Consider the following 20,290-nt stretch of genomic DNA (forward strand, 5'->3'; position numbering starts at 1 on the left):
CTGATGCAGAGAAAGCCGGTCTTGTTACCTCTCTCGAAACACGTAACCAACAAATTTCAGATCTAGAAAATAAATACTCTGAGATCAGCGATCAGCTTACTTCTGTTGAAACAGAAAACCGCGAGCTACGCGCAAAACTGGATACACAAAAAGATGACATGCTGCTTAAGTACTTCACTTATGGCGGCGGTGTTGCAGGTTTAGGTTTACTATTTGGTTTGATTCTTCCGCATGTCATGCCTCGTAGAAAGCGCTCTCCTGCGGGTTGGGCATAAACCCTTACGCTTTTATCTTTAAAAAGAACGCAAAAGCCAGTCGATATTGACTGGCTTTTTAGTTTGCTTCGTTTGATAGAAGTGAGTACTACTCCCCCATTGAACTAGAGGCTCGACGACGATCCGTTGCGCCATAAAGCTTGCCATCTTTTAGCTCAATTGCATTCAAACCGCTTACCACTGGAATAACGTGCACTGGGTAGCCAAGCTCCATAAACTCAGGCACCAGCATTTCTGCGAACGTTTTCTTTTCCACCAGCAAGCCAGTCGGGTCATAAGGCTTAGTGCGGTCTATTTTGGTGCCGTACTGAATGTTTGGTAAGTCAATAGCCTCTTGCGCTGATAAGTTCCAATCCAGCACCCCAACCACGGTTTTGAGTACATACCCCGGGATTTGTGAACTACCTGGTGACCCAACCACCAAACGCAAATTATCATCACTGTCCATCACCATTAATGGCGTAATAGCCGAACGTGGACGCTTGCCCGCTTCAATTGAGTTTTGTGTAGGTTTGCCGTTAACCGTTGGCAGAGGTGAGAAGTTAGCCATCTGCGCATTCAAGATAACGCCATCGACCATCACACCCGAGCCCATACCCGTTCCTACCGTGCTGGTCATCGCAATTGCATTTCCATCTCTATCGACGATAGAAATATGCCCTGTATCTTTGCTCTCGAAGCCTTGATATTGCGCATACTGAGTTTGCGTTATCTGTCCTGCTTTTGGATCCTCTTTTAAAGTGCCATTATCAGGGATTAAATCACGTCTCTGATCTAGATAGGCTTTAGACAATAACTGTTCAACTGGCGCTTCCACATAATCCGGATCTCCGGCATACGCAATACGATCGGCTTTTGCTATTCGCATCGCTTCAGTCATGAGACGCCAAGGTTCCACATCCGTTTTCGCCATATGGGCAATGTCATAGAGTGCGAGCAGTTCAAGACTCTGAGCGACCATCACACCGCCCGAAGCTGGGTAACCAAAAGAGACGATTTTATTCCCACGGTAGTCGCTCTCAATGATGTCACGCTGCTTCACTTGGTAATGTTTAAAATCTTCTAAAGACAACTTCTCGTGTTGGTCGTCAATACGACTATTAACCGTCTCTACGATGTGCTGACCAAGCTCACCACCATAAAGGTAACGATCGCCTTGTTGCGCGATCTTCCTCAGCGTCTCAGCCATCTTAGGGTTCTTCATCAAGGTTCCCGTCGGCTTAATATCGTCCCCTTGCCAATACAAGGCTTTCACTTCCGGATCTTGCTCAAGTCGGCTTTGCTCTCTTACTACGATGTCGTAGGTGTAGCTGTTCATCGCGTACCCATTGCTCGCCAATGTAATCGCCGGCTTAATCAGCTCTGCCCATGGCAACTTGCCGTATTGTTCATGAGTGGTGTAAAGCAACCGCAATGTGCCCGGAACCGCAACAGAACGAGGGCCTAATATTTCGTTGCGACTGAGTACTTCCCCATTCTCAACAAACATTTCAGGGTTCGCGCTAGAGGGCGCTTCATCTCGACCATCAAGGGCCAGAAATTTTCTCTCGTCATGTTGATAAAACAGCGCGAAAGTCCCGCCGCCAATTCCGGTCATATCTGGCTCAACGACAGACATCACCATCTGCATCGCGACCATAGCATCAACAGCGTTACCGCCTTCTTTCAATATTGAGTAACCGGTACTGCTCACGTAAGGATTCGTCGCACTGACCATGAAATCTTGCCCGCGACTATCTGGTGTAACTGGGAATGGGTCTGGCTTTGCTGCATAGCTTGTCGATGCAACAATACTTAAAGAAAAAATCAGAATACGCATGTGTCTCTGTTTAGACTCCTATTATGTGATGGGGTCTAACGTGGACCAAGTCATTACTCCGAAGTTCGTGAAGATGGTGTCTTTTTACACAACGCTGACTGGAATCGCGCTATCAATAGATGAATGATATTGGTGCTATTTAAACGACTGAGAAAAGCTATATTTTGCTTGTTTGAGTATCTAAAAATCATCACCAGAATAGATGCAAAAGATGCTCTGAAAAATAAAAAGCCAGCGATATGATTTCGCTGGCTTGATGTGTTTCTACAAGAGTTAGCCTTTCCACTCATACAACGCTGGTATACGAATTTGCTCACCTTGGAACTCAACAATCACAGCTTGCGGTTGTATTTCTCTTAGAGTGACCTGATCATCAACGACATCCCCTTGATGATACTCAACATTGTTAATTTTCACCCAACGGCGATTTTCATCACTAGCGTACATATGGGTTTGCAAATTAAGCGCAGGTAGACGCCCTTGCCACTGGTGAGCGTTGCGCTCTAAATCGTTCACGCGTGCCGTTTGTGATGAAGAGTTGTCATCATCTCGGGATAAGGCATTTTCGACCTTCCTAGCTAAATCAGGAGATAATGAGGATAAATCCAGATCATCCAAAGACAACCCGAGGTCCTCTTCAGCAGGAGAAGTCGTTTGGGTTGATGCTGAGTTGCGTGTTTCATCTCTGCTTGGTGTATGGCTCGTGTATTCATCGGGGGTGGTAAATGTACCAAAATCACGCGATAGCTCTGCACTTGGCCACTCTCTTGGCAATTGGGCCAACTGGGTGTTCTCTGGATAGTCTAATACTTTGAAAGGTGATACCACTTCGACCTTTTCTATCGGGGACGTTGTATCTACTTCAACACTCGGTGCAAAGAGATCTAAGTACCAAGCGACTCCAATAGCAGAAGCAGTGATTGGCAGCAAGAACAGACCTATATGTTTCACAGCTGACATTATGCGTCCTCCTTCTCTATTCTCGCCAGTTGAGGCGCATCTGGCTGAACATTTTGCTGAAGTCGGTCTAGCGTTCGCTTACCTGCAATACCATCGACACCAATTCCTTGCCAGCGTTGAAATAACTCGACTCGCTCTTTCATCGCACCATCAAAAATAGACGTTTCAAGCAGTGGCTCACTCACCGCTTCTGCTAATAATCGGTCTAATACTTCAATCGCAGGGCCTTCCATGTCTAAACGTAATGTTTCATTCAGCGGAGCATGCCACAGTTCGATAATATTGCCCTGCCACAACGGCTTTAACCATGAAATTGGCAGACGGAGACGCTGCTTACCATTGAGCACTTCAGCTTGGTCATTACCGACGGCATATAGAATGACATACCCAACATCACCTTGATAATTCAACTCCAAGATCACAGGGCGATTTTGTTGCATCAACAGCGGCCAAGTCGCCATTTTACGCTCACAACGCATAGTCGACTGCGGTTCTGACAAACAAAGGTTATCGCGAACCGATGCTTGATACCCCCACAAACGATACAAATCATTTACAGCGAGGTTCGACTGTTTTTGTGTTAACAATAAAGCACGCTGCTCATCCGTTAACTGTTGGCTGACGACGGTTGGTGTTGGCTCTACTCTTGGCTCCGTCACTTGTGTCAACACTGACGTCGCTTGAGCTGGCATATAATTCACGACCGCCCACCCCGTACTTAATGCAGCAATAAGGCCTACCGTGACAGAGCCCCAAGCAGGCCAACGGAAAGTCCGGCGCTCTTTTTTATCTTGCTGATAAATATCTGCCTGAAACTGCATCACCTCTTCACAGGCCTGCTGAACGGTTTGCTTATCCACCACCACATTACCCTGGTGATAACTAATGTTGAGGGATTTGTCACAGATAAGGTTGATGAGCCGCGGTATACCGTGACTGTATTTGGCTATAAGTTTACAAGAAGCACGATTAAACAGTTGCTGGTCGCCACCTGCTGTATGTAGTCGAAATGCGATGTAATCTTCTGTCTCTTTTTCATCCAACGGCAACAGGTGATAACGCCCGGTAATACGCTGGGCAAGTTGGCGTAGTTGTGTTGTTTGTAATAACCGCTGCAATTCAGGCTGCCCGACCAACAACACTTTGAGCAATTTTCTGGTATCGGTTTCCAAGTTGGTCAACAAGCGCAACTGCTCTAGAACGTCGGCAGCAAGGTGTTGAGCCTCATCAATGACCAGCAATGTCTGCCAGCCTGAACGATAATTACGCAGCAAATATTGATGGATAACCTGGTTTAGCTGTTTGAGGTTTGCATCTGGCGGATAGGTGATTTTGAACTCATCGCAAATGGCTTCGAGCAAGTCTCTACTCGAAAACGTGGGATTGAGAATAAGACCCGCTTTGGTGTTATCACCCAAATTCGCCAGCATCGCTTTTGCGACGGTCGTTTTGCCTGTACCTACTTCGCCAGTAAGCATAGCAAAGCCACCGCCATCGCCTAGCCCAGCTTGGAGATGTGTGATTGCCTCTTTGTGACGTTGGCTTAAATACAAATAACGTGAGTTTGGAACAATCGAAAATGGTTGTTCGACAAACCCAAAAAAGTCCTTATACATTAGGCTCTCCAGCTAAAAAACCACCTGGGAATAGTCAGACATGGTATAAACGCTCTTCTTCTATTCTTAGGAGTAAAGAAAAGTACCATTGCTTGCTACAATGTCCAACGGCATATCCATAAATTAAGAGGTAATTCGTGCAAGTTTATTTAGTAGGTGGCGCAGTTCGAGATAAATTGCTCGGAATTGATAGTTATGACAACGACTGGGTGGTCGTAGGCGCGACGCCCGAGATGATGCTGTCCCAAGGATACACCGCCGTTGGTAAAGACTTTCCTGTATTTCTGCATCCCAAAAGTAAAGAAGAATATGCCCTTGCACGAACAGAGAGAAAGTCAGGTTCTGGTTACACTGGTTTTGAATGTTTCTTCGATCAAAACGTCACCTTAGAAGAAGATTTGATACGTCGTGATTTAACCATTAACGCGATGGCAATGGAGAGTGATGGCACGATCCATGACCCATATGGTGGCCAGCAAGATCTCAACGATAAACTGCTACGCCATGTATCAGACGCCTTTATTGAAGACCCTCTACGCGTTTTACGTGTCGCTCGCTTCGCAGCGAAGCTTGCTGATCTAAACTTTACGGTTGCCGACGAAACCATGCGGTTAATGCGTCACATGGCAGAGTCCGGAGAGCTGAGCACACTGACTCCCGAGCGTGTTTGGCAAGAATGGCATAAATCTCTCTCTACTCCTCGCCCTGATATTTTCTTATCGGTTCTACGAGACTGTGGTGCATTAACCGTGGTGTTACCTGAAATTGATGCACTATTTGGCGTACCTCAACCTGAGAAGTGGCATCCAGAAATCGATACTGGCATCCATACTTTGATGGTGGCAGAGCAAGCCGCAAAATTGAGTAACTCACTCCCCGTCAGGTTTGCCGCCCAAGTGCATGACTTGGGTAAGGGCGTGACGCCAGAGAGCGAATGGCCAAGCCACAAAATGCATTGCCATACAGGATTAAAACTGATCAAAAAGCTGTGCGAACGTGTCCGGGTACCAAATGAGTTTCGTGATTTAGCCTTGATGGTGTGCGAACAGCACTCCAATATTCATCGCGCGGCTGAACTTAAACCACAAACCATAATTAAAATACTCAATAAACTTGATGTGTGGCGTAAGTCCGAACGTCTGCAAGATATCTTGCTTTGCTGCCAAGCGGATCACGCTGGTCGTAAAGGACTGGAAACGCAACCATATCCACAGGCGGATATTTTTAGGCAAGCCTACCAAGCAGCAGCGGCAGTTGACGTTCAAGCCATTATCAAAGAGGGCTTTAAAGGCCCTGCGATTCGTGACGAGCAAGAAAAACGACGTATTGAAGCAGTGAAAGCAGCACTTAAGAAGTAACGAACAAACAAAAACGCCCGCGGATTTCGCGGGCGTTTTTCGTTAACATCAATTATGCACTTAATAGAAAAGCGAACAAACCGACGCCCAAAATGAGACGGTAAATCACAAACGGTGTCATGCCCATTCGTGAAATCATCTTCAAGAAGAAGTGGATACAGATGTACGCACTGATAAACGATGTGATAATGCCAGTCATTAAGAAACCAACATGGACAGGTTCACCACTGGTCACTAACTTCATGCCTAAGTAGCTACCAGCTAATGTAATGATTGGGATCGACATTAAAAACGAAAATCGGGCAGCCGCTTCTCGAGTAAAGCCAAGGTAAAGCGCTGCTGTGATGGTCGCCCCTGAACGTGAAGTTCCAGGAATCATCGCTAAGGCTTGAGCAATACCGATAAATACAGCTTTCTTCCAACCCGTTTGGTATTCATCGGCAACGAGTTTAGCGTTTTTGTCTACCCACCATAGCAACAGGCCAAATACGATCGTAGTAGTCGCGATGACGTAAGCGCTACGTAGATACACTTCAATGATGTCTTTCATCAATAAGCCGAACACACAAGCTGGAATCGTCGCAATCACGATCATCCAAGCCAATTTAGCTTCTTTACTGCGATCTCCTTTAAAGATCGAAGCAAATAACGCTTGAAACAAAGTGATTACTTCATGACGAAAATAGATCACGACAGCCATTAATGTACCGACGTGAACAGCAACATCAAAGGCTAGACCTTGGTCTTCCCATCCTAAAATAGCGGAAGGCAGGATCAAATGGGCAGAGCTTGAAATAGGCAAAAACTCTGTCAGCCCCTGAATCAGAGCCAAAATAAAGGCTTCAAAATAACTCATGTAAACAACTCAAATTAAAAATGAAAGGAAACGGGTTTGAGCGAATCGACTGGCTGCATAGCATGCCAAATGTCTGCGACTGTGCGTCCATCGCCTGGGATCACTAATTGCGGTTCGAGATCATACAGCGGCTTTGTGACAAAAGGATATTTGTAGATATCACTGCGAGGTAGCTCAGGTTTTTTCTTGGAGACGCGCTCACCGAACAACACTATATCGAGATCCAGTGTTCGATCCTGATACTTTTGCGCGTTTTCTTCGCGTCCCCACTTAAATTCAATCTCGCGTAGTTGATGGCTCAACTCTTCTAATGACAACTCGGTACGCATTGCAACGACAAAGTTGTAGAAATTCTTGCTGCTAAAACCAATAGGTTCGCATTCATATATCGGTGATACGAGGAGATTTTCTCCAAGCCGTTGCAGCTCCTGATACGCAGCAAGCACATGTTGCTCTCTTTCTACGTTCGTCCCAACACCGATATAGGTGGTGATCATGCTCGGCCTCGCTCAATCACCACACCAACAGCACGTGCTTGCGGCACGGCGCCAGGCTTCGCTAGGCGGATTTTCACCCAAGGCACTGAGAAACGCAGCATGATAAGCTCTGCTACTTCTTCAGCCACGCGCTCGACCAGTAAGAAACGACCATTTTCAATGTGGTTAAGTACCGCCTCACTCACCTGCGAATAATCCAGTGCATCTTGCACATCATCACTTTTGCCCGCAGGTTTATTATCGTGTGCCATTTCAATATCTAGAACCAACTTTTGTTTGATTTGTTGCTCCCAGTCGTACACGCCAATTGTGGTGATTACTTCTAACTGTTCAATAAAAACTTTATCCAGAGCCATCTTATGTCCTTCTATTACAGAGGTCGGATACCCGTGAGGGGTAATTTGATCGTAGTATTCTATACCTAAGTAACATTTACTTTGGTCATCACAATGTTACTTAGGTATAAACTGCGAAAGCATCTTTATATACAAGAAATCACATAATGCAAGCTCTATCACAGTGAGGATTTCTGCATTATGTAAATTCGGGGTATGATAGCAACTACGCGGGAACCGAGCATTAAATTCCAATCCATCAAGGACTTCTATGGACGCACTGGCACTGATAATGACAATGGCCGCCTATTTATTAGGTTCGGTTTCCAGTGCGGTTTTGATCTGTCGACTCTTAAAACTGCCAGACCCACGCAGTGTGGGATCTAACAATCCTGGAGCAACGAACGTATTGCGTATTGGCGGACGAGGAGCCGCTGTTTCAGTCTTGTTGTGCGATATGCTCAAAGGCACTATCCCCGTGTGGGGCGGATACTTTCTTGGTATCGACCCTATCATTCTTGGCGTCATCGCCATTGCTGCCTGTCTTGGCCACATGTACCCCATCTTTTTCCACTTTAAAGGCGGAAAAGGTGTCGCAACCGCGCTTGGCGCTATCGCTCCGATTGGTTTGGACTTAACAGGATTGGTGATGTTAACTTGGCTGTCAGTAGCCGCGCTATTCCGCTATTCATCCTTAGCGGCTCTCGTCACGGTTTTGGTCACTCCGTTTTATACTTGGATGTTTAAACCGCAATACACGTTACCTGTTGCTATGCTGTGTTGCTTAATCGTATTTAAGCATCATCAAAATATTCGTCGGCTTTTGTCTGGCGACGAGCCAAAAATCGGCGAGAAGAAACTGACACAAAAAAACTCGGCTTAATGCCGAGTTTTTCGTTTAAAGAGGGATGCATTGGTTACGCATGAACTCGATTCAGGAAGTTCAACAACATTTGGTTGACGAACTCCGGCTGTTCTAAACAACTGATGTGTCCCGCTTGCGGAATTTCTACCAACTCACTGCCCGTGATACAGTCTTTCATTAAATACGATTCGAAAACCGGGCGAGGCTTATCTTCACAGCCCACCGCAATTAACGTCGGCAGAGCGAATTTTTCCGAATCTTCAATCACATCACGGCGACCAAACACCATGCGCCCCATGCGAGCTACTTCCACCGCACGCTCACCGTTCAGCTCTTCTAAACTGCGTTTGAATGAAGCGACAAGTTTAGGGTTATCCTGATTGACGTTGTTGGCAAAGAACAGCGGCACAACGGCTTCAATAATTGGCGCAGGCACTGCTTGGACTTGGCTGATGGTATCAAGCATTGCAAAATACTTTTTATACGTAACTTCTGGCTCCCAGCCAATGAAGGTATCCATCAATACCAGTGACTTAACACGTTGCGGCGCTTGAGCCGTTAGCTCAGCTCCCCACATGCCGCCAACAGATAAGCCCACTATCGAGAATTCTTCGATATCTAAATGATCCATCAATGCCAACATATGTTGTGCATAGTCGGCCAATGACTGTGTCGATGCAGGTGCAGCGTCCGATTCACCATGTGCCCAAAGATCTGGCACAATACAACGGAATGACTGGCTTAAAACCTCAACTTGTGGCGCCCACATTTGGCTATCCCAAAGGTAACTATGACCAAATAGAAGCACAGGGCCCTCACCTTTATCTAGATAAGCAAGTTGCTGACCTTCAATTTCAAACTTATTCATTGTTATATCCATTTCTTATTCTTCCACGTCATCCTAGCACTGAAACAATCGCGAACTGATCGCATCAGTCAGAATGTAAAACGAGGCGGTTCATTGAATAATTAAAAATAAAGGCCTCTGAGGAGCAGAGACCTTTATTACACAGAACCGGTTTCAAACCTACCGCATAAATTTGACTAAGCGACAGGTGTTAGTTGATCAATTGGCCAACGTGGACGAGCCTCTACTGACATATCAGCCACTTCGCCATTCTTCAAGCGCTGCATGCCTGCGTAAGCGATCATCGCACCGTTATCTGTACAGAACTCAGTACGTGGGTAGTAAACTTCGCCGCCAACTTTCTTCGCTAACTTCTCTAACTCAGCTCGCAAACGACGGTTAGCACTCACACCACCAGCAATAACAATGCGTTTCATGCCTGTTTGCTCAAGCGCGCGCTTACATTTAATAGCCAACGTAGCACACACAGCCTCTTCAAATGCCAATGCGATGTCCGCGCGGGTTTGCTCGTCATCACCGTTTGCAGCAATCGTGTTAGCCGTAAAGGTTTTTAGACCAGAGAAACTCATGTCCAAACCTGGCACATTCGTCATTGGGCGCGGGAACTTAAAGCGGCCCGGTGTACCTTTTTCCGCCAGTTTAGATAATAGTGGACCGCCTGGGTAATCCAAACCCATTAGCTTCGCTGTTTTATCAAACGCTTCGCCCGCCGCATCATCAATCGACTCACCTAGAATTTTGTACTCACCGATGCCTCTCACTTCCACCATCATAGAGTGACCGCCCGATACTAATACCGCCACAAACGGGAACGGTGGAGGGTTATCTTCCAACATTGGGGCCAATAGGTGACCTTCCATATGATGAACAGGTACCGCTGGCACTCCCCAAGCATAAGCAATACTGCGACCGATAGTCGCACCCACTAATAGCGCCCCAACAAGACCAGGCCCCGCGGTATACGCGACACCATCGATGTCTTTTGAAGTTAAGTTCGCTTCTTTTAGTGCCTCTTTAATAAGAGGAATGGTTTTCTTTACGTGGTCACGTGAAGCCAACTCAGGCACCACACCGCCGTAATCTGCGTGCAGTTTTACTTGGCTGTATAGCTTGTGTGACAAGAGACCGTTTTCATCGTCATAAATTGCGATGCCAGTCTCGTCACAAGAGGTTTCAATACCAATAATGCGCATGGTTTTCTCAGTATGCTTTCTGTATAGAGGAAATTTGGGCGTCATATTACCTCGCCTTGGTGCTGCAAACAAATTTTGTACAGACAATAATCGACAAAAGGCTTTACAAAGTAGTTGTGATCGGATTAAAATTCCGCACCATTTTTGATCAAGCTGGTAAGAGACCTAACAATTGTGATTTGGTCTGTTGAATACCAGCGTTAACGAATAACCCCTGAGGTGAAAGGCATATGCCAGTAGTTAAAGTACGTGAAAACGAACCGTTCGACGTTGCTCTACGTCGTTTTAAGCGCTCTTGCGAAAAAGCAGGTATCCTTTCTGAAGTGCGTCGTCGTGAGCACTACGAAAAACCAACTACAGTTCGCAAACGCGCTAAAGCAGCAGCTCAAAAGCGTCACGCTAAGAAGCTAGCTCGCGAAAACGCTCGTCGCGTTCGCCTGTACTAATAACTGAGCTCCAAAAGGAATTTAGTTATGGCTCTGATTGATCAACTCAAAGAAGAGCAAAAATTAGCGATGAAAGCCAAGGACAAATTGCGCCTTGGTACTATTCGTTTAGCCCTATCAGCAATCAAGCAACGTGAAGTTGACGAACAGATTACTCTGAACGATGACGACATTCTTGCAGTATTGACCAAGATGGTTAAACAACGTCGCGATTCTGTAGCGCAGTTTGAAGCAGCGGGTCGTCAAGATCTTGCTGATGCGGAACAAGCAGAAATTACCGTTCTTGAGGACTTTATGCCTCAACCACTGACAGACGAAGAAGTAGCGGCTCTCATCGAGAACGCGATTGCTGAATCTGGCGCAGCTGGCATGCAAGACATGGGCAAAGTAATGGGCGTTCTGAAACCGCAAATTCAAGGGCGTGCAGATATGGGTAAAGTAAGCGGTTTAGTTCGCGCTAAATTGGCTTAAGGTACCCCACCCAATTGCAGCAAGCCGTGCTATCCTTTGGAGCGCACGGCTTGTTTGTATCTGGATGGATGGAATGAAATCAATGGGCAATACGCTCATTCTTTTAAGGCATTCACTCCACTCATCATCTTCTTTTTTTGTTAGGTTTTATGGCTGGACACATCCCTCGCAGTTTTATCGATGACCTTCTAGCTCGACTTGATATTGTCGATATCATCGACGCACGTGTGAAACTTAAGAAAAAAGGCAAAAACTACGGCGCATGCTGCCCGTTCCACAACGAAAAGACACCCTCATTCAGTGTCAGTCAAGAAAAGCAGTTCTACCATTGTTTTGGTTGTGGCGCGCATGGAAATGCCATCGATTTTTTGATGGAATTCGACCGACTAGAATTCGTCGAAGCCATTGAAGAACTCGCTTCATACTTGGGTTTAGATGTTCCTCGCGAACAACGTAGCGGCGGTAATGGTTCGTTTCAATCAGGCCCACAAGCAAGCAGCAGTGAAAAACGTAACCTATACGACTTAATGGGCAGCATTGCTCAATTTTATCGTAACCAACTCAAACAGCCAGCAAGTAAGGTGGCGATTGAGTATCTAAAAGATCGCGGCCTGTCTGGTGAAATCGTCCAGAAGTTTGGCATCGGCTATGTGGCTGATGAATGGGATTTAGTTCGTAAGAACTTTGGCCAGAATAAAGAAAACCAAGACATGCTCGTCACTGGCGGCATGTTGATTGAAAACGATAAAGGCAACCGCTACGACCGATTCCGTGGTCGAGTGATGTTTCCTATTCGAGACAGACGCGGTCGAGTAATAGGCTTTGGTGGTCGAGTATTAGGTGATGGGACACCAAAATATCTCAACTCACCCGAAACCCCGATATTTCATAAAGGTAAAGAGTTGTATGGCCTTTATGAAGTACTACAAGCGTACCGTGAGCCACCACAAATTTTAGTGGTTGAAGGCTATATGGATGTTGTCGCGCTTGCTCAATATGGCGTAGATTATTCCGTTGCCTCATTGGGAACCTCGACAACGGGCGATCACTTGCAAGTGTTATTCAGGCAAACAAGCACCGTCGTGTGTTGTTATGACGGTGACCGCGCAGGCCGTGAAGCCGCGTGGCGTGCCATGGAAAATGCATTGCCTTACCTAACGGATGGTCGCCAGTTAAAATTCATGTTTTTGCCGGATGGAGAAGATCCCGACTCTTATATCCGACAAAACGGAAAACAAGCATTTGAGCAGCAAGTGTCTAATGCGATGCCCTTGTCTGAATTCATGTTCAGCTCATTGACTCAGCAGGTCGATATGAGCACGAAAGAAGGCATGGCAAAACTGAGTACTCTTGCGGTTCCTCTCATTGATAAAGTCCCTGGCGGCACTTTAAGACTATACTTGAGAGAATTGCTTGGCCGCCGTTTGGGTTTGGTTGATGAACGCCAACTACAGCAGCTAATTTCAAAACAAGGTAAAGAGGATAAAAGGCCTCAACCTCATAAAGAAATCAAGCGAACGCCGATGCGAGAAGTGATCGCGTTACTGATTCAAAACCCACAATACGTAAGTATGGTGCCAGATCTAACTAGCGTTAGAGATTTGCCCATTCCTGGTCTAAGTTTATTTGTTGATGTACTTGATAAATGCCAAGCGCATCCCCATATCAACACAGGCCAATTATTAGAGCATTGGCGAAACAGCCAAAATGAGACCCTTCTGTCTCGTCTCGCGAGTTGGGACATTCCACTCGATGAGGACAACCAAGAAGAAATCTTTTTAGACTCACTGGATAAAATTATTGCCCAGTGCGTAGAAAAACAAATTGAAAACCTGCAGGCCAAAGCAAGAAGTGTCGGTTTATCAGCCGAAGAGAAAAGGGAGCTGCTAGCACTTATGCTAGATTTAAAAGCGTAACCCTGTTTAATTAGTCAGCAACGATTTAATTTGTTATAGTAAGTGGTTTGCATTTCGCATACTGATTCCTTCACCAGATTACGAAGTTGGATACCGTCTATGGATCACAATCCGCAGTCACAGCTAAAGTCACTTGTTATTAAAGGCAAGGAACAAGGCTATCTGACCTACGCCGAAGTAAATGACCACCTACCTGCTGAAATCGTAGATTCAGAACAGGTAGAAGACATCATTCAGATGATCAACGACATGGGCATTAAGGTAGTAGAAACTGCTCCTGATGCTGATGATTTAGCACTGAACGATGACACAAATATTACCGATGAAGACGCAGCCGAAGCTGCAGCCGCTGCACTTTCTAGCGTAGAGAGTGAGATTGGTCGTACAACAGACCCAGTACGTATGTACATGCGTGAGATGGGTACTGTCGAACTTCTAACTCGCGAAGGCGAAATCGACATCGCAAAACGTATTGAAGAAGGTATTAACCAAGTTCAATCGTCTGTTGCTGAATACCCAGGCACAATTCCGTACATTCTTGAGCAATTTGACAAAGTTCAAGCTGAAGAACTACGTCTTACAGACCTAATTTCAGGTTTTGTAGATCCAGATGCTGACGACACCGCTGCACCAACGGCAACACACATCGGTTCTGAACTGACTGAATCTCAGTTAGAAGAAGAAGACGATGAAGACGTTGATGACGACGAAGATAGCGATGACGATTCAGATGATTCTGAAGAAGATGTAGGTATCGATCCTGAATTAGCGCTAGAGAAATTCAACCAACTACGCAGCACCTATCAAAATCTTCAATTAGCAATCAACGAGTACGGCTATAACAGCCCGAAAGCAACCGTTGCTAATGAAATGATGCTAGACGTATTCCGCGAGTTTCGTCTAACGCCTAAACAGTTTGATCACCTAGTGAATGAACTGCGTACTGCTATGGATCGCGTTCGTACACAAGAGCGTCTGATCATGAAGTCTGTGGTTGAATACGGCAAAATGCCGAAGAAATCATTCATCGCGCTGTTCACTGGTAATGAATCAAGTGAAGCTTGGCTGGATGAAGTTCTTGCTTCAGACAAGCCATACGCTGAAAAGATCAAACGTAACGAAGAAGAAATCCGTCGTTCAATCGCTAAGCTAAAAATGATTGAAGAAGAGACTTCTCTAAACGTACAGAACATTAAAGACATCAGCCGTCGTATGTCTATCGGTGAAGCAAAAGCTCGCCGTGCGAAGAAAGAGATGGTTGAAGCGAACTTGCGTCTTGTAATTTCTATCGCGAAGAAATACACCAACCGTGGCCTACAGTTCTTGGATCTGATCCAGGAAGGTAACATCGGTCTGATGAAAGCGGTAGATAAGTTCGAATATCGTCGTGGTTACAAGTTCTCGACTTACGCAACGTGGTGGATCCGTCAGGCAATCACTCGTTCAATCGCGGACCAAGCACGTACGATTCGTATCCCGGTACACATGATCGAAACGATCAACAAGCTAAACCGTATTTCTCGTCAAATGTTGCAAGAGATGGGTCGCGAGCCACTACCGGAAGAACTGGCAGAGCGCATGCAAATGCCAGAAGACAAGATTCGTAAAGTTCTAAAAATCGCTAAAGAGCCTATCTCAATGGAGACACCAATCGGTGACGACGAAGATTCGCATCTAGGTGATTTTATCGAAGATACAACGCTAGAACTTCCGCTAGATTCTGCAACTGCAACTAGCCTTAAGGTGGCAACAAAAGACGTGCTTGCAGGTCTAACGCCACGTGAAGCGAAAGTACTTCGTATGCGTTTTGGTATTGACATGAACACTGACCATACTCTAGAAGAAGTTGGTAAGCAGTTCGACGTTACTCGTGAGCGTATCCGTCAGATCGAAGCAAAAGCACTACGTAAACTTCGTCACCCAAGCCGCTCAGAGACTCTGCGCAGCTTCCTAGACGAATAATCGCAGCGCATACAAGCTTTTAGAAATCAAAAAAGGTGACTTTAGGTCACCTTTTTTATTATCTACTGTTCTAAGTGGATAAAAACTAAGCGCAATTGCCCTAGTTGGTATCTAGACACCTTGCAACGCTTCCCCTATAATCGTTGTCCTATTAAGGCCCCTTAGCTCAGTGGTTAGAGCAGTCGACTCATAATCGATTGGTCCGCAGTTCAAGTCTGCGAGGGGCCACCATATTTCGAAAGGCGTAGCAGGTTAATACCTACTACGCCTTTTTTGTATCTTATATCTTTGGGTACAGTTTCGGTTGCGGTAACTCGTCACTAACCTCGTAATAGCTTTTCTTCTTCCCCTCTTCTTTAACTATTATCTGGCTTTCTATACGAGCAATAGAAACAAAATGTCTGCTCGTGATTTAAACCATTGACCCTCAGACAACTTCTGATAGGATGGACATATAAACGTATGGACGTCTAAAACAAAAATGGAGCTACAATGAAAAATATTGGTCACTTAAAGAAACTAGCTTTGATTCTCACGGCAGTAGTCGGCTTAAGCGCTTGTGGAGAAAAAGATGACTCTGTCATTAAAGTGGGCGCGACAGTTGGACCACATGCACAAGTAGTCGAGGCGGTAGCGAAGGAGGCAGCAAAGCAAGGTTTGAATGTCGAAGTCATTGAGTTTTCTGACTACGTGACACCTAATGCCGCTCTTAGCGATGGTAGCATCGATATTAATAGCTATCAGCACCAGCCATTTTTAGACAACTTCAACAGTAGCCATAACGCCCAATTAGTATCAATTGGTCAGTCCATTCTTATGCGTATGGGGCTTTATTCCAATAAGTATCGCTCACTGCAAGAGCTTCCAAACAATGCACGTATAGCGCTTCCAAATGACCCTACCAACGGTGGCCGTGGTCTGTTGCTACTCGCCGATGCAGGTTTAATTGAGCTGAAACAGGGTGTTGGCCATAAAGCCGCCCTAACTGATATCACAAAAAACGCAAAATCATTTGAATTTGTCGAGGTAGATGCCGCTCAGCTACCAAGAACATTAGATGATGTGGACGCGGCTGCGATTACAATGAACTACGTAATGTCTTCTGGTTTAGATCCGAAGAAACAAAGTATCTATCTTGAAGCAAAAGACGCCCCATTAGCAGTCATGGTCATCGCCACTCGTGACGCAGACAAAAATAATGAAGCGTATAAAAAGTTCGTTTCTATTTATCAATCTCAAGCGATTCGTGATTATCTCGATCGCACTTTCAAAGGCACAATCGAAGCAGCTTTTTAATCAATAAAGCAGCGAATACTTTGCCCACGAATCAGATAGAAAAGAGGCTAATGTTTTCTCATAGCCTCTTCTTTTCATTACTCACTAAATCGACTCATTGTCGACTTTCAGCCTCTAACTTCATTGCCAAATAAGCTTGGTCAGCAGAAACCAATTCAGGACGGTTAATCAACTTCCAGAGGAAGTATGGTGGGATTAAAAATACGATGAAGTAGAGAGATTCATGGAAGAAAACATCGGCTATCGTTTGCTGATGCTCCCAAAGTGCCGTCAGTGCGAAGAGCTCTAACATCACGCCTAATACGCCAAAGACGACAGAGACAACAATCGCTAAACCCAGTAGTTCTCTAATAAAGTGCTTGTATGCCATGATACTAATTCCTTCTAGCAATAAGTCATACTAACTTACGCTCATAAGAAACAAGTGAGCTTGATTATTATCAAACTCACCTCATCACTGTTAAGAACTTAGTTTTATAAAAAAGTACTTGTATATAGCGTCAGCGAAGACTGATTTCCCTATCACAGAGCATAGATACCTCTACAAATAGAAGGTGATGGAACGACCAACTATTGACTATATGAGCGCAACTTTAATCAGATAAGTAATATTGAACCGTCGATACCACTCGTACTTTCTTAATGTAAGGCGTGTTGCTGTCTCGGTCATAAATCGAGAACTGCCCTTGAGTTGCACGTTTGATCTTACCCAGTGAACTCTGTGAGTCTTTCGCAAATTTCTCAGCCACTTCACGCGCATTCTTAGTCGCTTCTTCGATCATGTCTGGCTTCACATCATTCAGCTTAGTAAAGCTGTACTCAACACGATTTGCATAAGGATCTTGGTTAAGCAAAACGCCTTGTTTTCCTAACTCACCTATTTCATTGATTGCCGCTCGAACAACATCAACACTCTGGCTGTAAACCGTAACGGTTCGCGAGGCCAAATAACGATACTCAATGTCTTGCTCGCTCCCATATTGCTGTGCTTTTCTGTCAATGACCGCTGGGGAAGAGAGGGAAACGCTGGTTTCAGGAAGCCCTTTGGCAGTTAGAAAGTCCAAAATCAAACGGGTTTGCTGGTCAATTTCATCAAACATGGCTCCCATATCATTACTCGCTAGAGTAAATTGAATCGGCCAAATCACCGTATCAGCAGGATACTCACGCTCCGACAAACCTTTCACTGTAACGACTCTTTCATAGGCTCGGTATTTCACCGCCGTCTGCTGCATAAAATAGCCAAGGATGCCAAGACCAAGTATCAAACTTAGCCCAATCCAAAGTGCTGCTTTATTGGAAACTCGTTCCATTATTTCCCCCTGATAAATATCAACTTAGCTTAATCTTTGTTCTAGATAAGATAGCCTATCTATTGTTTTAAGAGGGAGACATAACGCGAGTTTTGATTCATAGCACAGTGATATACCGTTTTCTTTAGTCAATAAAGCTTCATTGGTTTGTCACCAAAGGCTCATGCTTTTGCCTCTTAACTGTCATCTGTAATTTCTACTATCCAATCAGCAACTTGTACGCTGAGGTAAATATGGATAGTTCAACCCCTTTTCGTCTCCCTCGTAAAACGCCGTTTGGCATTGGTGAAAACGTTGCTGAATGGGCAACCGGTTTAAACCAACTTGATAAGTTCTACGCCCAACGCCCCGTTAATGCCGATACCAAAACTTTTCTCCGCTTCACGCTGGATATCTTAGGTATCGATTATCGCATTGCTCATGGTTCACTCGACTCAGTACCTAAGCAAGGTGCTACCGTCATTGTGGCGAACCACCCGCTTGGTTGTGTGGAAGGCGTCATCTTGGCCGAACTCTTGTTGATGGTACGAGACGACATCCAAATTCTAGCCAATCAATACCTGAAAACCGTGCCGGAGTTAGATCAGCTCTTCATTGGTGTCGATGTGTTTGAAGGCAAAGACGCCGTCAAATCGAATATGAAGGCCCTCAGAGCGGCTAATAAACACCTAGCAAGTGGCGGCTTATTGCTTGTCTTTCCTGCCGGTGAAGTGTCCCAGTTAGTCGATGCCAAACAGCAACGCTTGGAAGACAAAGCGTGGAGTCGAAGCGTAAGTAGCCTGATCCGCAAAAACAAAGCAACGACAGTTCCAGTATTCATCAGTGGTCAGAACTCGAAACGCTTCTATATGGCAGGGAAAATCCATCCACTTTTGCGTACCCTAATGCTCGGGCGGGAGCTACTGAACAAACATGCGCAAACCATTGATTTATCTTTTGGCCAAGTGATCAAATTCAAAGAGATCAACACACTTAACGATGATCAAGTGGTGAACTATTTGCGGCTCAACACTTACTTGCTCAATCGTGAAACCCATTCAGTGAAGCCTTCTTCTTCATCAGAAATGCTCTCTCCAATAGCGGCAGGGTTACCCGTAGGCGAATTGCTTGAAGAGCTGAACAACTTACCAAAAGAGTCCAAGCTGCTAACAAGTGGTGAGTTCGATGTTTACTGCACGGAGTCGCAGAGTATCCCTTCCCTACTGCATGAAATTGGTCGCCTACGTGAGCTCAATTTTCGACAAGTTGGCGAAGGGACGGGACTAGCAATAGACATTGACCATTTCGATCATGATTACCTGCATCTGTTTGTGTGGGACAGAGAGAACCAATGCTTGGTGGGCGCGTATCGTTTAGGTCTGGTTGATCAACTGATTGAAAAGCGCGGCGTAGCAGGTCTGTATTCACGAACGTTGTTTAACTATGACCAACGCTTTATCGACCAAATGGGTAAATCCATTGAGATGGGGCGCTCTGTGATTGCACAGCAATATCAAAAGAGCATGAGCGCGCTACTGCTGCTGTGGAAAGGCATCGCAACGTTCGTTCATCAAAACCCAGATTACACTCACCTATTTGGTCCGGTAAGCATTAGCAACGATTATAGCGATACTGCACGTCAATTACTGGCTCAATCAATGACACTGCACCACTACGACAACAATTGCGCAGAGTACGTCACACCTTCTAACCCACTTCCTGAGCACCACCGTGACTGGAACACCAGCATGCTCACTGCTCTGGGTGATTTACAGCTATTGTCACGTGTCATTGCCAGAATCGATGAAGGGAAAGGAGTGCCCGTTTTGCTGCGTCAGTACTTAAGCCTCAATGGCAAGCTGGTATGCTTCAACGTCGACCCTGCATTCAATAACGCTCTAGATGGATTGATTATGGTGGATTTGCGCGATGTTCAAGAAAAGACGTTGGCAAGGTATATGGGACGCGAGCAAACTCATGAATACCTCACCTACCATGCTAATAGCAACCATAAGTAAGAGCTGTGAGTAAGAAGGGAGTTGTGAGTCAATAAAAGCGGTGTAGCGACTCTCTTTTACTTTTCTATCAATTAGGTAAGAGCACTTCGTGAAGTACGCCGAAAAGACTCTTATAAATACATTCTATCGAAGAGTCGCAATGACATTGATCACACCAATTCCGTCACAAACTTTCACAAAAAACAAAAACAGATCCAAGTCACACTTTAAATCCACCACAACTCAACACAAAACGTGACATTGATCA

19 protein-coding genes and 1 tRNA gene are annotated in these 20,290 nt (G+C 45.4%); 10 read left to right on the top strand and 10 right to left on the bottom strand.

What is annotated here, in order from left to right; translation table 11 throughout:
* Positions 1-275, top strand: a 275-nt coding sequence (locus CAG68_RS08415; protein ID WP_161441007.1) for a TIGR04211 family SH3 domain-containing protein, incomplete at its 5' end; no start/stop codon positions are given.
* A gap of 88 nt (positions 276-363) precedes the next feature.
* On the opposite strand, the gene ggt is transcribed toward CAG68_RS08415, so the two are convergent.
* The 3 genes from ggt to CAG68_RS08430 all read right to left on the bottom strand — a co-directional run bounded on the left by ggt (position 364) and on the right by CAG68_RS08430 (position 4,670).
* Entirely contained in the window at positions 364-2,094 is a 1,731-nt protein-coding gene (ggt, locus tag CAG68_RS08420) for a gamma-glutamyltransferase (RefSeq protein WP_161441008.1), read from the bottom strand.
* 273 nt (positions 2,095-2,367) lie between these two features.
* The gene (locus CAG68_RS08425; protein WP_017820253.1) at positions 2,368-3,054 is read right to left on the bottom strand and encodes a general secretion pathway protein GspB; all 687 of its coding nucleotides are present in this window, start codon (positions 3,052-3,054) and stop codon (positions 2,368-2,370) included.
* Positions 3,054-4,670, bottom strand: coding sequence for an ExeA family protein (locus CAG68_RS08430; RefSeq protein WP_017820254.1), 1,617 nt, complete (start codon positions 4,668-4,670; stop codon positions 3,054-3,056). Before CAG68_RS08430 ends, CAG68_RS08425 begins: the two co-directional genes overlap by 1 nt.
* 137 nt (positions 4,671-4,807) lie before the next feature.
* Between CAG68_RS08430 and CAG68_RS08435 the strand changes: the two genes are divergently transcribed.
* Positions 4,808-6,028 carry a multifunctional CCA addition/repair protein gene (locus CAG68_RS08435; protein WP_005379907.1) on the top strand — a complete coding sequence of 407 codons (1,221 nt, stop codon included), beginning with the start codon at positions 4,808-4,810 and terminating at the stop codon, positions 6,026-6,028.
* Positions 6,029-6,080: 52 nt separating this feature from the next.
* Here CAG68_RS08435 and CAG68_RS08440 read toward each other — a convergent pair whose 3' ends face one another.
* The 3 genes from CAG68_RS08440 to folB are packed head-to-tail and all read right to left on the bottom strand — an operon-like array spanning position 6,081 to position 7,737.
* A complete protein-coding gene (locus CAG68_RS08440; protein WP_017820255.1) occupies positions 6,081-6,884 on the bottom strand; it encodes an undecaprenyl-diphosphate phosphatase in 804 nt (267 codons plus the stop codon).
* Positions 6,885-6,898: 14 nt separating this feature from the next.
* Entirely contained in the window at positions 6,899-7,381 is a 483-nt protein-coding gene (gene folK, locus CAG68_RS08445; protein ID WP_005387457.1) for a 2-amino-4-hydroxy-6-hydroxymethyldihydropteridine diphosphokinase, read from the bottom strand.
* Complete coding sequence (folB, locus tag CAG68_RS08450) at positions 7,378-7,737, bottom strand: bifunctional dihydroneopterin aldolase/7,8-dihydroneopterin epimerase (RefSeq protein WP_005379859.1); 360 nt, start codon at positions 7,735-7,737, stop codon at positions 7,378-7,380. The genes folK and folB overlap by 4 nt, the downstream gene beginning before the upstream one ends.
* Positions 7,738-7,987: 250 nt before the next feature.
* Between folB and plsY the strand changes: the two genes are divergently transcribed.
* Positions 7,988-8,599: a glycerol-3-phosphate 1-O-acyltransferase PlsY gene (gene plsY / locus CAG68_RS08455; RefSeq protein ID WP_005379857.1), complete on the top strand. Its 612-nt coding sequence runs from the start codon at positions 7,988-7,990 to the stop codon at positions 8,597-8,599.
* Positions 8,600-8,633: 34 nt separating this feature from the next.
* On the opposite strand, the gene CAG68_RS08460 is transcribed toward plsY, so the two are convergent.
* Both CAG68_RS08460 and tsaD read right to left on the bottom strand, forming a co-directional pair.
* Complete coding sequence (locus CAG68_RS08460; protein ID WP_005379855.1) at positions 8,634-9,449, bottom strand: alpha/beta fold hydrolase; 816 nt, start codon at positions 9,447-9,449, stop codon at positions 8,634-8,636.
* Between the two features lie 176 nt (positions 9,450-9,625).
* Entirely contained in the window at positions 9,626-10,642 is a 1,017-nt protein-coding gene (gene tsaD, locus CAG68_RS08465) for a tRNA (adenosine(37)-N6)-threonylcarbamoyltransferase complex transferase subunit TsaD (RefSeq protein WP_005379854.1), read from the bottom strand.
* Positions 10,643-10,872: 230 nt separating this feature from the next.
* On the opposite strand from tsaD, the gene rpsU reads away from it, so the two are divergent.
* The 6 genes from rpsU (at position 10,873) to CAG68_RS08495 (ending at position 16,733) form a co-directional block, all read left to right on the top strand.
* On the top strand, positions 10,873-11,088 hold the full coding sequence (gene rpsU / locus CAG68_RS08470; RefSeq protein WP_001145625.1) for a 30S ribosomal protein S21: 216 nt from the start codon (positions 10,873-10,875) through the stop codon (positions 11,086-11,088).
* A 27-nt stretch (positions 11,089-11,115) separates the two neighbouring features.
* Positions 11,116-11,559, top strand: a complete 444-nt coding sequence (locus CAG68_RS08475) for a GatB/YqeY domain-containing protein (RefSeq protein WP_005379720.1) — start codon at positions 11,116-11,118, stop codon at positions 11,557-11,559.
* Positions 11,560-11,708: 149 nt separating this feature from the next.
* Positions 11,709-13,475, top strand: a complete 1,767-nt coding sequence (gene dnaG, locus CAG68_RS08480) for a DNA primase (RefSeq protein WP_005379719.1) — start codon at positions 11,709-11,711, stop codon at positions 13,473-13,475.
* 99 nt (positions 13,476-13,574) lie between these two features.
* Positions 13,575-15,437, top strand: a complete 1,863-nt coding sequence (gene rpoD / locus CAG68_RS08485; RefSeq protein WP_005395986.1) for an RNA polymerase sigma factor RpoD — start codon at positions 13,575-13,577, stop codon at positions 15,435-15,437.
* Positions 15,438-15,592: 155 nt separating this feature from the next.
* Positions 15,593-15,668 (top strand) — tRNA-Ile (locus CAG68_RS08490).
* 261 nt (positions 15,669-15,929) lie between these two features.
* The gene (locus tag CAG68_RS08495) at positions 15,930-16,733 is read left to right on the top strand and encodes a MetQ/NlpA family ABC transporter substrate-binding protein (RefSeq protein ID WP_054576655.1); all 804 of its coding nucleotides are present in this window, start codon (positions 15,930-15,932) and stop codon (positions 16,731-16,733) included.
* A gap of 94 nt (positions 16,734-16,827) precedes the next feature.
* On the opposite strand, the gene CAG68_RS08500 is transcribed toward CAG68_RS08495, so the two are convergent.
* Together CAG68_RS08500 and CAG68_RS08505 are read right to left on the bottom strand one after the other, a co-directional pair.
* Positions 16,828-17,103, bottom strand: a complete 276-nt coding sequence (locus tag CAG68_RS08500) for a hypothetical protein (RefSeq protein WP_005383040.1) — start codon at positions 17,101-17,103, stop codon at positions 16,828-16,830.
* A gap of 223 nt (positions 17,104-17,326) precedes the next feature.
* Positions 17,327-18,046 (bottom strand): SIMPL domain-containing protein, encoded by a 720-nt coding sequence (locus tag CAG68_RS08505; protein ID WP_054576654.1) that lies wholly within the window; start codon positions 18,044-18,046, stop codon positions 17,327-17,329.
* A 233-nt stretch (positions 18,047-18,279) separates the two neighbouring features.
* Here CAG68_RS08505 and CAG68_RS08510 point away from each other — a divergent pair, with 233 nt between their 5' ends.
* Positions 18,280-20,043 carry a lysophospholipid acyltransferase family protein gene (locus tag CAG68_RS08510; RefSeq protein ID WP_054728474.1) on the top strand — a complete coding sequence of 588 codons (1,764 nt, stop codon included), beginning with the start codon at positions 18,280-18,282 and terminating at the stop codon, positions 20,041-20,043.
* The last annotated feature ends 247 nt before the right edge of the window (positions 20,044-20,290 follow it).

It is taken from the genome of Vibrio sp. V42_P2S4T144 (assembly GCF_009904715.1).
In the GTDB taxonomy this organism is placed as follows: Bacteria; Pseudomonadota; Gammaproteobacteria; order Enterobacterales; family Vibrionaceae; genus Vibrio; species Vibrio alginolyticus.